The organism is uncultured Nocardioides sp. (assembly GCF_947488025.1).
Taxonomy (GTDB): Bacteria; Actinomycetota; Actinomycetes; order Propionibacteriales; family Nocardioidaceae; genus Nocardioides.
In genome coordinates, this window is the sequence record NZ_CANKYS010000003.1 from 325,469 (window position 1) to 338,286 (window position 12,818).

Annotated in this window: 12 protein-coding genes; 5 read left to right on the forward strand and 7 right to left on the reverse strand. The window is 71.7% G+C overall.

Going from position 1 to position 12,818, the window contains the following annotated elements:
- Positions 1-66: 66 nt before the first annotated feature.
- Genes Q1B24_RS08145 through Q1B24_RS08155 form a run of 3 tightly spaced genes read right to left on the reverse strand, consistent with a single transcriptional unit; the run spans position 67 to position 1,302 of the window.
- On the reverse strand, positions 67-447 hold the full coding sequence (locus Q1B24_RS08145; RefSeq protein ID WP_299926061.1) for a hypothetical protein: 381 nt from the start codon (positions 445-447) through the stop codon (positions 67-69).
- Positions 444-683: a hypothetical protein gene (locus Q1B24_RS08150; protein ID WP_299926066.1), complete on the reverse strand. Its 240-nt coding sequence runs from the start codon at positions 681-683 to the stop codon at positions 444-446. The genes Q1B24_RS08145 and Q1B24_RS08150 overlap by 4 nt, the downstream gene beginning before the upstream one ends.
- A 7-nt stretch (positions 684-690) precedes the next feature.
- Positions 691-1,302, reverse strand: a complete 612-nt coding sequence (locus Q1B24_RS08155; RefSeq protein ID WP_299926069.1) for a hypothetical protein — start codon at positions 1,300-1,302, stop codon at positions 691-693.
- 124 nt (positions 1,303-1,426) lie between these two features.
- On the opposite strand from Q1B24_RS08155, the gene Q1B24_RS08160 reads away from it, so the two are divergent.
- From Q1B24_RS08160 to Q1B24_RS08175, 4 genes are read left to right on the forward strand one after another with little or no spacing between them, the layout of a single operon-like run.
- The gene (locus tag Q1B24_RS08160) at positions 1,427-1,876 is read left to right on the forward strand and encodes a hypothetical protein (RefSeq protein ID WP_299926072.1); all 450 of its coding nucleotides are present in this window, start codon (positions 1,427-1,429) and stop codon (positions 1,874-1,876) included.
- Positions 1,877-1,909: 33 nt separating this feature from the next.
- On the forward strand, positions 1,910-2,464 hold the full coding sequence (locus Q1B24_RS08165) for a hypothetical protein (protein WP_299926075.1): 555 nt from the start codon (positions 1,910-1,912) through the stop codon (positions 2,462-2,464).
- A 43-nt stretch (positions 2,465-2,507) separates the two neighbouring features.
- Positions 2,508-3,161, forward strand: a complete 654-nt coding sequence (locus Q1B24_RS08170) for an endonuclease/exonuclease/phosphatase family protein (protein WP_299926078.1) — start codon at positions 2,508-2,510, stop codon at positions 3,159-3,161.
- 3 nt (positions 3,162-3,164) lie between these two features.
- Positions 3,165-5,972 carry a DEAD/DEAH box helicase family protein gene (locus Q1B24_RS08175; protein ID WP_299926081.1) on the forward strand — a complete coding sequence of 936 codons (2,808 nt, stop codon included), beginning with the start codon at positions 3,165-3,167 and terminating at the stop codon, positions 5,970-5,972.
- Between the two features lie 23 nt (positions 5,973-5,995).
- Here the strand turns inward: Q1B24_RS08175 and Q1B24_RS08180 are convergent, their stop codons facing one another.
- Positions 5,996-7,243 (reverse strand): DUF2786 domain-containing protein, encoded by a 1,248-nt coding sequence (locus Q1B24_RS08180; RefSeq protein ID WP_299926084.1) that lies wholly within the window; start codon positions 7,241-7,243, stop codon positions 5,996-5,998.
- A 371-nt stretch (positions 7,244-7,614) separates the two neighbouring features.
- On the opposite strand from Q1B24_RS08180, the gene Q1B24_RS08185 reads away from it, so the two are divergent.
- On the forward strand, positions 7,615-9,021 hold the full coding sequence (locus Q1B24_RS08185) for a serine hydrolase domain-containing protein (protein ID WP_299926087.1): 1,407 nt from the start codon (positions 7,615-7,617) through the stop codon (positions 9,019-9,021).
- Between the two features lie 7 nt (positions 9,022-9,028).
- On the opposite strand, the gene Q1B24_RS08190 is transcribed toward Q1B24_RS08185, so the two are convergent.
- From Q1B24_RS08190 to Q1B24_RS08200, 3 genes are all read right to left on the reverse strand, one after another.
- Positions 9,029-10,675 (reverse strand): NERD domain-containing protein, encoded by a 1,647-nt coding sequence (locus Q1B24_RS08190; protein WP_299926090.1) that lies wholly within the window; start codon positions 10,673-10,675, stop codon positions 9,029-9,031.
- A 46-nt stretch (positions 10,676-10,721) separates the two neighbouring features.
- The gene (locus Q1B24_RS08195; RefSeq protein WP_299926093.1) at positions 10,722-11,996 is read right to left on the reverse strand and encodes a YbjN domain-containing protein; all 1,275 of its coding nucleotides are present in this window, start codon (positions 11,994-11,996) and stop codon (positions 10,722-10,724) included.
- A 104-nt stretch (positions 11,997-12,100) separates the two neighbouring features.
- Complete coding sequence (locus Q1B24_RS08200; protein ID WP_299926096.1) at positions 12,101-12,589, reverse strand: hypothetical protein; 489 nt, start codon at positions 12,587-12,589, stop codon at positions 12,101-12,103.
- Positions 12,590-12,818 lie beyond the last annotated feature (229 nt).

The window sequence follows — 12,818 nt, forward strand, 5'->3', positions numbered from 1 at the left end:
CTCCGCCATCCTGCTGTTCGGCCTCGTTCAGCGCCTGCGCGAGCCGGCGACCTGCGCCACCGGCACCTAGACCGTGACGATGGTCAGGGTGGGGTCCAGCCGCGCGATGTCGTCGGGGTCCGACGTCAGGACGGCCAGGTCGCTACGTCGCGCGTGCAGGGCGACGTGCCCGTCCACCACGTCGGCGACGCCGGCCGCTCCGCACAGCACTCCGACGGCGCGCGCCATCTCAGCATCGAGGCCGACCAGGACGACGTCGCTCGCGCCGAGCAGGCGCGAGAGCCGCGCCTGCCGCGACCCGTCGCGCCACACCTGGGCGATGACCGGAGTGGGGATCTCCAAGGCCCCACCGGCGGCGATCACCCGGTCGAGCAGGTGGACCACCCGCGACTGTCCGCGATCGAGGGCGATGAGGGCGCCAGCGTCCAGGCAGAAGCCGCGGGTCACGGCTCGAGCTGCGCGCTGGCGAGCGCGTCCTGCACCCAGGTCTCGTCCGCGGTCGTGAGGGGCCCGGCCTCGGCGCGCCACTCAGCCAGCACCTCGGCCACGGACTCGCGTTCGGCCTTCTCCCGCATCGCAGTCGCGACGTACGCCGACACCGAGGTCGCGCGCCCGGCAGCCACCGCGGCGGCTGCGGACGCGACGAGGTCGTCCGGCAGGCTGACGGTGATGCGGGCGCTCATACTTTGATCATACTTGCCGGCGGGCAAGCGGGGCCACCGTCGAGGACTCCCCCGGCAGGGATCGACGGCGGCGACGGCGCCTGTCGCCGTCCTGACGGTCGATCTCGACCTCGTAGGGCAGCGGCGGGTAGTCGACGTACCTCGGATCGGCCCGCACCATGACCTCCCGGCTGACCTCGTTGTCCTCCACCCGGATGGCGAACAGCTCCTTGTTGTCACGACGGCAGCCGACGACCGTCCCCGACAGGACGTGGTCGAAGGTGAAGTCGTCGAATCGCGGGTCCGAGGCCGCGTGGGCTCCCGTCTTCAAGAAGTGATCGATGACGTACCGCAGCCACGGCTCCATCGAGTACGACTTCTCCTTGCCGCTCCACGAGATGCAGCACCCGTCCCAGCAGACCTCCCAGTCACACCAGAGGTTCGGCTGCCCCGGGCCCGGACGGTTGTACCGGTCACCCACACCGTCGCTGGACTCAGCGCGCGGGTTGCCGGGCACCTCGTACGGGTCTCCTCGGTCGAAGCGCCGCGACGCGCTGAATGCGGATAGATAGGCGATCTCTGAGTCGTTCAAAGACGGTTCGATGTCGATGTGACCGACGAAGTCGGTGCTGAAACCCATGTGTCCTCCAGTGTCCTCGGGATCGACTTCCACCCTCACCGCGCAGCAACGCCGACACCAGACCGGACGTGCCGCCTGTGGATGACGCCAGCGCGCCAGCGGGCGATCGGGGCATCGTGACGACATGGACGAACTGAAGCCGTACGAGCTCCGCGATCCGGCGGCGCTGATTCGCGAGGTGGCCGAGGCCGTGACCCTCGTCGAGGACACTGCGTGGCTGGCCCTCATCCACCACCCGTCGACGCACCAGACGTTGGTCCGCGTCGACCCGCTGCCCGTTCCGGCCCTGCTCGACGATGACGACGACATCTCCGAGCACCTGCGCGCAGCAACGGAGGCGTTCGGACTCTCCTGGAGCAAGAACGGGAAGGGGCCCGACCACAAGGCCGTGACCATCGTCGTGCGACCCGGCTTCGCGGTCTTCGGGCCCAACGAGGGCGTCTGGTGCCGAGGCTGGCGCTATGCCAACCACTTCCAGGACGTCTACACGGGCGAGCTCATCCTGGTCACCGAGCACGGCTGGGTGGACTTCATGACCGACGCCTGCGGCCACGAGCCCCGCATGGTGGCCTGACGGCTCCGCAGCAGGTGCTGCGAGGCTGTGCCCATGACCGAGGACGAGCTGTTCGACCTGCTGACCGCGATCGAGGAGCGGGTCCCGCTCGAGGAGAAGCCCGCGTGGTTCGAGCGTGAGGCGAACGACCTCGAGCCCGGCGAGCACGGACGCGCGTCGCTGTTGATCGCGGCGGGCGAGCACTGGCAGATGAGGAAGGAGTACGACGAAGCGCGGCGCTGCTTCCGGCTCGCGATGCGCGACGGCGGCGAGTCGGGCTCCGACCCGATCGCGAACCTGTTGTCGCTGGCCCTCGACGAGGGCGACGCGGGGTCGGTCACGGAGTTCGACAAGACGTTGCGCGGCTTGGCGCGCGACGACGAGGTCAGCCCGACCACCTGCCACCTCGTGGCCGAGGCGTACGAGATCCACGACCAGCTGCGGCAGGCGCTGCGCTGGTACAACATCCCGTTCACCCACGGCTATCCGGACGGTGAGCCCGGCGACGCGATGTTGCTCCACGGACGCCGGCGCGTCCGGACCGCGCTCGGGCTCGCTCCCGACCAGCTCGACGTCATGGCCGAGGAGCTCCGCCAGAACGAGCAGTAGACCGCAGGCGGCGAGCTCCCGATCCGTCCGGCAGGATGCGGCCGTGCGTATCGGGACGTGGAACCTCGCCGGCCGGTGGTCGGACGATCACCGAAACCTCCTGCTCGAGGCTGACTGCGACGTCTGGCTGCTGACGGAGGTCAGCGAGCGGACGAGCCTGCCCGGCTTCGCGACGCACCTGTCGGACGCACGGATGGCACCTCGCCGTCGCTGGGCTGCGGTCGCCAGCCGGCTGCCGATGGCTTCGAGCCCCGACCCGCACCCGGCCAGCGCTGCAGCGCAGATCGGCGCGACGACGTACGTCAGCTCGGTGCTGCCGTGGCGAGCTGCCCGATCGGGTCCGGTGTGGGTCGGCGAGCGTCACGCTGACCGGACGCAGAACGCAGTCGACGACCTGCTCCTGCGGCTGCGCGCCTCCCCGTCCCTGGTGTGGGGCGGCGACTGGAACCACGCGCTGACGGGCAAGGAGTACGCCGGCTCAAAGGTCGGTCGTGACGCGATCGCGAGCGCTCTTGACGAGCTCGGCCTGGTCGTCCCGACGACCGACCTACCCCACGCCATCGAGGGCCTGCTCAGCATCGACCACGTCGCCGTACCTGCGGGGCTGGCCGCGACCGCGCGGCGCGTCGTGGCGGAGTGCGACGGCAAGCGCCTCTCGGACCACGACGCGTACGTCGTCGACGTACAGGAGGCGTAGCCCGTGCCCGACCCGGACACGTCCGCTGTACCGCCACTGCGCATCCACCAGCGTGAAGCACTCGAGGTACTCGCTCGTGCGTGGGACGACGCCGACCACCCGCGGGCCTGGGTCGTCCTCCCGCCCGGCGCGGGCAAGACCCGCGTTGGCCTCGAGGCCGTGGCCGGCGAGCTCCGGGCACACGCCGACACGCGCGCCGTCGTGCTTGCCCCCAACACCGCCATCCAGTCCCAGTGGATCGCGGAGGCGCGGACGATGGGGCTCGAGGCGAGCGACGACAAGTCCCTTAGCAGCCCGCTGACCTGCCTGACCTACCAGTCCCTGGCGGTCTTCGACTCAGAAGCAGCGGACGACGACGACTCCACGACGACGGTCGTCGACCGGCTCCACCCCAACGGCGTCGCCCTCTTCGACCGGATCCGCGCGCAGCCACGCCTGGTGCTCGTCCTCGACGAGTGCCACCACCTGCTCGAGGTGTGGGGGCGGCTGCTCGCCGAGCTGCTGGACGCCGTCGGCCGTGCCCACGTCCTGGCGCTCACCGCGACCCCGCCCGAGAGCCTCGCCGGCGAGCAGCGCGCCCTCGTCGACCAGCTCTTCGGGAGCATCCGCTACCGCGTCTCGGTGCCGGCGGTGGTGAAGGAGGGCCACCTCGCGCCGTTCGACGAGCTCGTCTGGCTGACCACCCCCACGCCCACCGAGGAGGTCTGGCTCACCAGCGAGGCGCTGCGCTTCACCGAGCTCACCACCCTGCTCACCACCCCCGGCTTCGGGTCGGTCGGGTTCTACGCGTGGCTCACCACGCGGTTCGTCGAGCCCGTCCCCGCCACGACCACCTGGGCGGCGCTCGCCGACCGCGAGCCCGACCTGTGCGACGCCGCGCTGCGCATGCACCACGCGGGCCTGCTCGCCCTGCCCGTCGGAGCGCGCCTGCGTGAGGAGCACCGGCACGCCCCGTCGGCCGAGGACTGGGTCCGGCTCCTCGGAGACTGGCTGCTCCACCACGTCGCCGAGTCCGACGACGCAGCCGATGCCGAGGTGCTCGCGGTGGTGAAGGCCGCGCTGCCGTCGGTGGGCTACCAGTGGACGCGTCGCGGCGTACGTCGCGGGCGCTCCACCGTCGACCGCGTGCTGGCCAGGTCGTACGCCAAGCCCGGCGCAGCCGCCCTGATCATCACTGCCGAGCACGCCGCGATCGGGGAGCGGGCACGCGTGTTGGTGCTGTGCGACCACGAACGTGCGTCCGCGACCGTGCCGGTCACCCTCGACGGGGTCCTCGATGCCGAGGCGGGATCGGCGATCGCGGCACTCGAGGCCCTGCTGGCGGACCCGAGCACCGCCCTCCTCCACCCGATGCTGGTGACCGGGTCCGTCGTCGCCGCCTCCGCGTCGACGCTGCGGGACCTCGTCGCCTTCGTCGCCGGCCGCGACCCCGACCTGGCGTCGCGGCTCCGCGTCGAGACCAGCGCGGGCGCCGTCGCGACGTGCACGTCCGGATGGACCTCGCGCACCTGGGTCACCCACGTCACCGCGTTCTTCGAGTCCGGCCGGACCCAGGTCCTCGTCGGCACCCGCGGCCTCCTCGGCGAGGGGTGGAACGCCCGCGGCGTCTCCACCCTCATCGACCTGACCACCGCGACCACCCTGACGGCCGTCGTCCAGACGAGGGGCCGGGCGCTGCGTACCGACCCGACCTGGTCGGACAAGGTCGCCACCAACTGGACCGTCGTGTGCGTGTCGGAGGCGCACCCCAAGGGCGACAACGACTGGTCCCGGCTGGTGCGCAAGCACCAGGGGTTCCACGGGGTCGACGCCGACGGTGACATCGTCGACGGGGTCGCCCACATCGACGCGTCCTTCTCCCCCTTCGCTCCCCCGCCGGTCAAGTCCTTCGACGCCCTCAACGCCCGGATGCTGGTCGCTGCCGCCGACCGTGACGCCATCCGCGAGGCATGGGAGGTGGGTGAGCCCTACCAGGACGTCACGCTCGCGTCGTTGCGCGTACGCCGCCCCGCCTCGGACGTCGCGCCGCTCGACGAGGTCGTCACGCTCACGCCTGTGCCACCGACGTGGCGGCTGACCTCGGACGGCATGACGACCGGCGCTCCCGTGCCCGAGACCAGTTGGCGTACGTCGTTCGCGCTGGCCGCGGCGTCTGCCGGTGCTGGCGCAGCGTCCCTCGCTGTCGGCGAGTGGGCGCTCGTGGCCGGTGCCGTGGGCGGGCTCGCGACCCTCGGCCAGAGCGCGGTGACGGGTCGTTCGCACGCGGACGACCTCACCTCGTGGGTGCGAGAGCAGCTCGCGCTGACGTCGGCCGTCCCGCCGCTGGAGGCGGTCGCGGCGGCGGTCGCGGACGGCCTTGCCGCTGCCAGGCTGACGAGCGTCGGCGCGTCGGCGCTCGCGGTCGACGTCCACCCGGGCGGGGAGTACCGCTTCCGCCTCGTCGGCACCGAGGGCGACGCCGAGGTGTTCGCCACCGCGTTCGACGAGGCGATCGGACCGGTCGGGGTTCCGCGCTACCTGGTGTCGCGCTACACCGACGCGCAGCTGCCGGACCGCCTGATCCGTACGCGCCGGGGCGCGCGCTCGGCGCTGCTTGCCGCCCGCGCCACCGGCGAGGCGTGGCACCCCGTCCCGACCGTTCTCGGCCGCAACGCCACGAACGCCGGCCACTACCTCGACGCCTGGCGTAGGTGGGTCGGCGAGGGCCGCCTGCTCGCCGCTGCGAAGCCGGAGGGCGCCGGCACCGTGGCCGCGGTCTCGGGCGAGGACCCGTTCGCTGCGACCACCGTCATGCGGCGCCACTGGTCCTGACGTCGCGTCGCGGTGTCACAAAGTCACCCGGCGTGGTCGAGGCGTCCGTTGACCCCGAGCTGCGCCAGGTCGGCCGCCGCGAGACCGGCCGTCCAGCCCTCGCTGTTGCTCACGGTCGTGCTCCTGCCGACGCTGTGCGGCACCAGCCGGAGGAACTCCTCGGCGACCTTCGCCTCCTGCGACCGGAGCACGGGGAGCAGGTCGGCACCGGCAGCGCGGGCAGCCTCGGCGTTGGCCCGCTCCAGTCGGTCCGCGATGCGGAGGGCGTAGGCGGTGAGGAAGGCCTGGCGGAAGGACTTCGTCCGGGTCGTCCCGCTCGCGCTGGTGCGGCGACCGTGGCGCAACATCGCAGCATCCGCCTGCACCAGCAGGGAGGTCACCAGCAGCTCGACCGCGTCGAGGTCGGCCGCAGACCCGATCACCACGCTGAACCCGAGCTGGTCCGCACCCGCCGCACGGCACCGGTTGGCCGAGGCCACTGCCGAGACCAGCAGCGTCTTGGCCCGCACGTAGGGCCTGTCGAGCCAGAGGCGCCGCACCTGCAGGTCGCTGTGCCCGCGTGCCGGCCCGTCCTCGAGCAGCCGGTCCAGCGCGTAGCGGGAGATGAGCTCCTGCGCCTTGGCCGACAACATCTCGGCCTCCTCGTCGAACTCGGTGGACTCGGCCTTGGCGAGCAAGGCCCGCACCCGCGCGAGCTTCGGGTGCTCCGGTCCCGCCTGCGCGGCAGTGTCGGCGATCGCATCGGTCAGCCGGGGCGCGATGTTCAGGAGGGCGACCAGTCCGAGCAGCGCAGCGACGGGCTCAGCGGGACCCAGCGCGAGTGACGGCTCGTCGAGGGCGTCGACCGCGTCCCGCCATGCCTGAGCACGTGCGCTGCTGCGCTCGTGCTCGCGCAGGGCCGTCGCCAGCAGCGTGAGGTGCGCCGGGCCGAGGTTGCGCGCGACCAGCTCGCCGAGGTCCGACGGCGACCACCCGCCGTCCACCACGTGGCCGACCACCACCTGCGCCAGGTCGTGCAGCACGATCTCGACCACGTGCCTCGGGTGCGGCGCCGCCCTGGTGACGAGGTGCTCCGCGACTCGTGCGACCTCGTCGTCGCTCAGCTTCTTGCGGGTGAGCAGTCGCAGCGCGTGGTGCACGTGTGCCTCGACGACCGCGTAGGCCCTCGCAGCGTCCCAGCTCTCGCCGGCCCGCATCGGGCCCTCACCGGACTCGTCCCGCTCCTGCGTGCGCTGCCGCGCTGCCTTGCGCTTCCTGCTGTTGGCGCCCATCGCTCCCCCTTCGTGGTCCGCAGGACGCTACGACGTTCCACCGACAGGTGGCGCGCTTCCTCCACAGGCCCTTCAGGCGCCCAGCCCACCGACGGCGCGCGGCCGTCCGCGCCGACGCGCAGTGGACGGCGTACCCGGGCAGCACCAAGACGGCAGGACCGGTCGACCCGCATGAGCACGGTCGGGGCGGACTTGCTGTCGGCCCACCGAGCCCGCTGGCGACGGTCCTGCCGTCTCCACGACCACCCAACCAGCGCGCGCCGGCACCACCGCAGGGCCGAAAGGCCCTACCCGCCCGGGCCGCACGCCGGGCACGTGCGCTGTGCCCGCCGTACGCTTGCGACGTGCATCACCTCCCACGAGCCACGCCCATGAGCCAGGGTGTCGACCCGGCCGGAGTCCTGGCGTTCGTGGACGCGGTGGACGCTGACCCGAACGTCGAGCTCCACGGTCTGATGGTGCTCCGGCACGGGTACGTCGTCGCCGAGGGCTGGTGGGCCCCGCACACGGCAGAGCGGACGCGGCTGCTCTATTCGCTCAGCAAGAGCTTCACCTCGACTGCTCTGGCGTTCGCAGTGGACGAGGGCATGGTCGACCTCGACGACACGGTGCTGCAGCACTTCCCGGAGTACGCCGACGAGGTGGTCGATCCGCGCAGCCGGTCGCTCACCCTGCGGCACCTCATCTCGATGGCCAGCGGCCACGACCGGGAGATGTGGCCGGAGGCCGTGGCGCGGGACCGCGAGGATCCGGTTCGCGGGTTCCTGCTGACGCCACCGGAGGCGACCCCGGGCAGTGCCTTCGCCTACAGCCAGCCCTGCACCTACACCGTCGCAGCCGTGATCCAGCGCCGCGCCGGGCAGCGGCTGAGCGAGTACCTCGACCCGCGGCTCCTCGAGCCGCTCGGGATCGACCCGGTCGCCTGGTTCTCCATGCCGCCGGGACGCGAACAGGGCTTCAGCGGTCTATTCGCCCGCGCCGAGGACGTGGCGAAGCTCGGCCAGCTCTACCTCCAGGGCGGCCGCTGGGACGGGCAGCAGCTGATCCCCGAGTCGTACGTCGCCCAGGCGACGTCCCGGGCAGTGGCCACAGCGGAGCCAGGCAAGGTCGACTGGAGCCAGGGCTACGGCTACGGCTTCTGGATGGCCCGACACGGCTACCGCGGCGACGGCGCCTTCGGCCAGTTCTGCCTGGTGCTGCCGGAGCAGGACGCCGTGGTCGCCATCACCGGCGGCACCGAGGCGATGCAGACGGTCCTGGACCATGTCTGGGAGCACCTGCTCCCCAGCCTTGGTGGCGGGGCCGAGATCGTCGAGCACGCACACCCACTCCTGGTGGAGCGGCTCCGCGCGCTCCGCCTGCCGCCCTGCCCGGGTACGCCGTCGCCGGCGCGCCGGGAGGACTGGAGCGGTACGACGTTCTCGGTGGTGGGCTCCTCCGCAGGCGAGACTGCGTCCACGCTGTCGTCCGTCGCCGTGGAGACGGCGCACGGCAGGGTCGGGATCACGCTCCACGAGCCGGACAACGCCCTGACCTTCGCAGCGGGCACTGGCGACTGGCTCGTCTCCGAGCCGAGCGACGACTCAGGGGACGGCGTGCCCGTTGCGGCATCGGCCGGCTGGATCGACGACGACACCCTCCGCATCGAGGCGATCTTCCTCGAGACGCCTCATCGCCTGGACGTCGAGTGCTCCCTCTCGACCGGGACTGCGCGAGCCAGGTGGCGCGGTACGCCGCTGGACGGCGGCAGGCTGAAGAGACTGCACCGCCCGCGATAGCGGCCGCTCACACCCCGAGCCGGCGCGCCACTTCGTCGCCCGCCACGCGGCGTACGGTCCCGGGGTCCCCCACGACCACCAGCTCGTCGGTCGCGCGTGACATGCCGACGTAGAGCCGCTCGCGGGCACGGTCACGGGAGCCGTCCTCATTGAGGCAAAGCACGACGGCGCGACGTTCGAGGCCCTTGCACCCGAGGACGTGTCCGTAGAAGACGTCGTCGTCCCAGTAGGTGCGCCAGTAGCCGTCCTGGTCGTGGAAGTCGGTCCGCTCCACCTGGATCGGGTGCCGGTGGCCGGTGGTGAGCAGGGCGACGTGCTGTGGGTCCCAGCCGGCGTCGAGGAGCCGATCGACCTCGTCGTCGGCGACGTCGAGCGGGTCCGCGATACCGGTGTCGACGAACCGGACGGCAGGGCCCTCGCCCCCGCGGGAGTACATGCGGCTCGGCGCCAGCGGACCGAACGACTCGTGGATCTGCTTGGTGTTGCGGAGGTTGTGGTCGAGCACGAGCGGCACGAGTGCGACCGGCGGGCGGCCGAAACGCGCGAATATGCGCTGGTTCTCGTCGGAGTAGACGTAGAGCCCGCCCTCCTCCTCGTCGCGCAAGGCGCGCAGCACTGGCGTCCACCAGGAGTCGGCGAAGTCCTGCGCCTCGTCGACAATGACCGCGTCGTACTTCTTGCCGTCGGGAAGCCCGGCCGCCAGCTCGGCCATCTCGGCGGGCAGCCGTTCCTCCCAGAACTCACTGTCGGTGCGGTCGCCGTCGGCGGCACCCCACTGCCGTCCGAAGGCGTGGAACGTGCCGACGAACGCCGGTCGGTGCTTGCGGTCCCACGTGGCGACCTCGCGCTTGAGGTGCTCGGCGAGCCCGATGGAGTAGCAGAGCAGGGCCACCCGCTGGGTCTTGCGGTCCTGCCCTCCGCGGGTGAGCTCCTTGGCCTGCTGGAGCGCCAGAACGGTCTTGCCGCTGCCCGCGCCGCCACGCACCTCGACACGGTGGAGGAGCCGGGTGACCCGCAGGATCGTGGCCTGCTCGAGGGTGAGCCGATCGGCGACGTCTGCACGCTGGTCCGCCTCCGCGCGCACGTCGTACGTCGTGGGCAGCCGGCCGGTGAGGATCTCGGCGATCTCGTCCACGTCGTCGAGGGTCGCGACCCGCTGTCCGTGCGTCATCCGCTGGGCGTTCTGTCGGAGACGTCCGACCAAGTGCTCCTGGTCCTTCGTGTCGTGCAGCGACCAGCGCGGCAGGTCGGGCAGCGCGAAGTCGGCGCCGAACTCGGAGTACGGCGTGACGACTGCGTGCGCCCACGCCACACGGGTGCGGCTCCCCCACCGCTCGTCGCGCTCGACGTAAGCGCGCAGCGCGTATTTGCCGTCCCTGGCCTGGTCGACCGGGTGGATGGCCGCGTCACGTCCGCGGCGCTTGATGCGCCAGCCGTCGTCCCACCACACGCTGCCGCCCTTGACCTCGAGCGCGACGATGCCGATATCGGGCATGAGGACGACGAGGTCGACCTCATGGTCCTTGTGCTCGTCGGTGAGGCGCAGGTTCGTGATCAGCACGTCGTCGTCGCCGAGGCCGTCGCACAACCGCTCCCAGACCGCCTGCTCGGACTCGGTCGTGAAGGTCGGGTGCTCCGGGATCAGGCGCGGCATGCGGACACCCCATCACCGTCACCGGCGTCCCGTCCGGCGAACGCCCTCACCGACCGGTCCCTGCCTCGTCCTCGTCGAACAGCGCGAGCTGGTCGAGCTGCACCTTGCGGACCGGAGCGTCGACCATCAGCCGCAGCCCGGCGCGCATCCGCTGGGTGAGGTCGCGGAGGTAGTCGTGGCGCGCCCTAGCAGCCTTCTCGCGGGTCCGCTGCCCCTGTACTTGCGCCTCCCGGGCGCGCGTCCGGACCTCGCGGCGGCGCTTCTCGGTGATCCGGATCGCCTTGAGCAGCAGCCCGGTGTCGTTGCCGTAGATCCGCATCATCGCAGCGGGACCGACCGACCCGCGCTCCTCGCGTTCGAGCTCGGCCATCACGGCGTACGCCGTCTCGAACCGGCTGCCCGCCCGCTCGCCAGGGGGCTCCGGTGCCGTGCGTACGCGCTCTCCGAGGTCGTGCGCCCAGCCGTCGACCTGCGACAGCAGACGGTTGACCTCCCCTCGCACGGCCGCCGGCACCGCCACACCGAGGCCGAGCTCGCGCGTGACGCTGATGCGCTGCTCCGTCAGGAAGAAGGTCAGGCCGAACTCCGCGCGGTTGAGCCGGTTGACCTCGGCCAGCGCGGCCTGCTCGTCCGCCACGTCGTCGACGAGGAGGCAGGAGAGGAGTACTCGTGGCGCGTCCTTGTGGACAGTCACCCAGACCAGGCGGTCCTCGGTGGGCAGCGGCAGGTCGCCGTCGTCGTCCCACTCCGGCGCGTCGTCGTAGAGGTCCGCGACTGCCAGGTCGATGACGCCTCTCACCTCGTCGATGGTGGACGGCTGGACCGCCTCGTCGAGGTCGGGCTCGACGCGATGCGGCTTCGGCGGCAGGGGGCGTACGGCGCCCTCCGGCTCGAGGCCGCCAGCGTCGAGGTAGACCGGGTGCAGCACGCCGTAGACCTCGCGCAGCGCGCGCACGACCATCACGGCCGCCCGGTCCGCCTCCCGCTGCTCAAGGTCGGCCCAGAAGTTGGTCTCGCCCTCGGACCAGTCGTCGGCCTCCGGCCGCTGGAAGCCGATCCGATCGAGCAGCGCCTCCCGCTCCCCGTCAAGCTCGCACTCGACGGCCAGGTAGACGTTGCTCACCGCTTCGACGCGCACCATCTCGTCGCCGCCGGCCACCTGGCAGTACGGCGCCGCCCCGCTCTCGTGCGCCTGCGGCACCTCGACGACGAGAGAGTCGTCCGCCACCATTGCCGCCACGTGGTCAGCGAGCCGCTGCCGGAACTCCCGCCACGCCGTCTCCACCGCGTCGTCCCACCGACGCCCCAGCTCCTCGCTCATGTTTCGACCCCTGACCGGATCGCCCCCGCGATCCCCACAAGACTGACCTTAGAGAAACCCACCGACATCGGATCGGGCCAGCGATCGGTCCCCAACGACGCCGATCAGTCCCAGAGGTCGACGAGGTTGTCGGCGACCCAGCGCAGCGCCGACCGCGCGTCGGCGACGCGCTCCGCGTCGTTCGGGTCGTAGTTCTGAAGCGCCTGTCCGGCGCGCTGCACCGATGCACGCCACTCGTCGTACCCGAGCTCAGGCGGATGGTTCCTGATGTCGCGGACCTGGGCAGCGAGCATCGAGCCGAGGTGCTGACAGAGGTGGACGTCGAGGTTCCAGAGGTCCCCGTTCGTCCAGCCTCGGGCCGCGCGCTGCCCACATTGCGCGAGGCGCCCTGCGGCATCATGAAAGCGCTGAATCGGCCACCCGAGGAACCACCGCAGTCGGGCGCGGGGACTCCGCAAGTAGGCATCGATCTCCTCGGTGGAGCGAACCACGCCCCCGACGGCGTCCCAGTACGCAACGTCGCCATCGGACACCACTGCCGACACGTCGAGGTGAAACCGCCTCGCCCGTCGGACGGGGGCCAGCTCGGTCACACTGCGTCCCACCCGCTGAGCGTCTCGGTCATGCGTCTCCCTGTCACCCGTCATCCTGCTCAACCCCACGACCCTACGGTCCAGGTCCGACAGCGCGACCGCGGCGGGCGCATGCGAGGCGGCTTGCGTGTGTCGGACCCTCATCCACCCTTCTCGCGGCCTGGCGATGTCCACAGCAACGATCTTCCTCGATGCCGAGCCATTTCGGGTCGAGCCGGTGTCAGGGAAG

Coding starts and splice junctions, on each gene's coding strand:
- Q1B24_RS08150 (WP_299926066.1), bottom strand. CDS start 683: ATGAGCGCCCGCATCACCGTCAGCCTGCCGGACGACCTCGTCGCGTCC.
- Q1B24_RS08155 (WP_299926069.1), bottom strand. CDS start 1,302: ATGGGTTTCAGCACCGACTTCGTCGGTCACATCGACATCGAACCGTCT.
- Q1B24_RS08160 (WP_299926072.1), top strand. CDS start 1,427: ATGGACGAACTGAAGCCGTACGAGCTCCGCGATCCGGCGGCGCTGATT.
- Q1B24_RS08165 (WP_299926075.1), top strand. CDS start 1,910: ATGACCGAGGACGAGCTGTTCGACCTGCTGACCGCGATCGAGGAGCGG.
- Q1B24_RS08180 (WP_299926084.1), bottom strand. CDS start 7,243: ATGGGCGCCAACAGCAGGAAGCGCAAGGCAGCGCGGCAGCGCACGCAG.
- Q1B24_RS08185 (WP_299926087.1), top strand. CDS start 7,615: ATGAGCCAGGGTGTCGACCCGGCCGGAGTCCTGGCGTTCGTGGACGCG.
- Q1B24_RS08190 (WP_299926090.1), bottom strand. CDS start 10,675: ATGCCGCGCCTGATCCCGGAGCACCCGACCTTCACGACCGAGTCCGAG.
- Q1B24_RS08195 (WP_299926093.1), bottom strand. CDS start 11,996: ATGAGCGAGGAGCTGGGGCGTCGGTGGGACGACGCGGTGGAGACGGCG.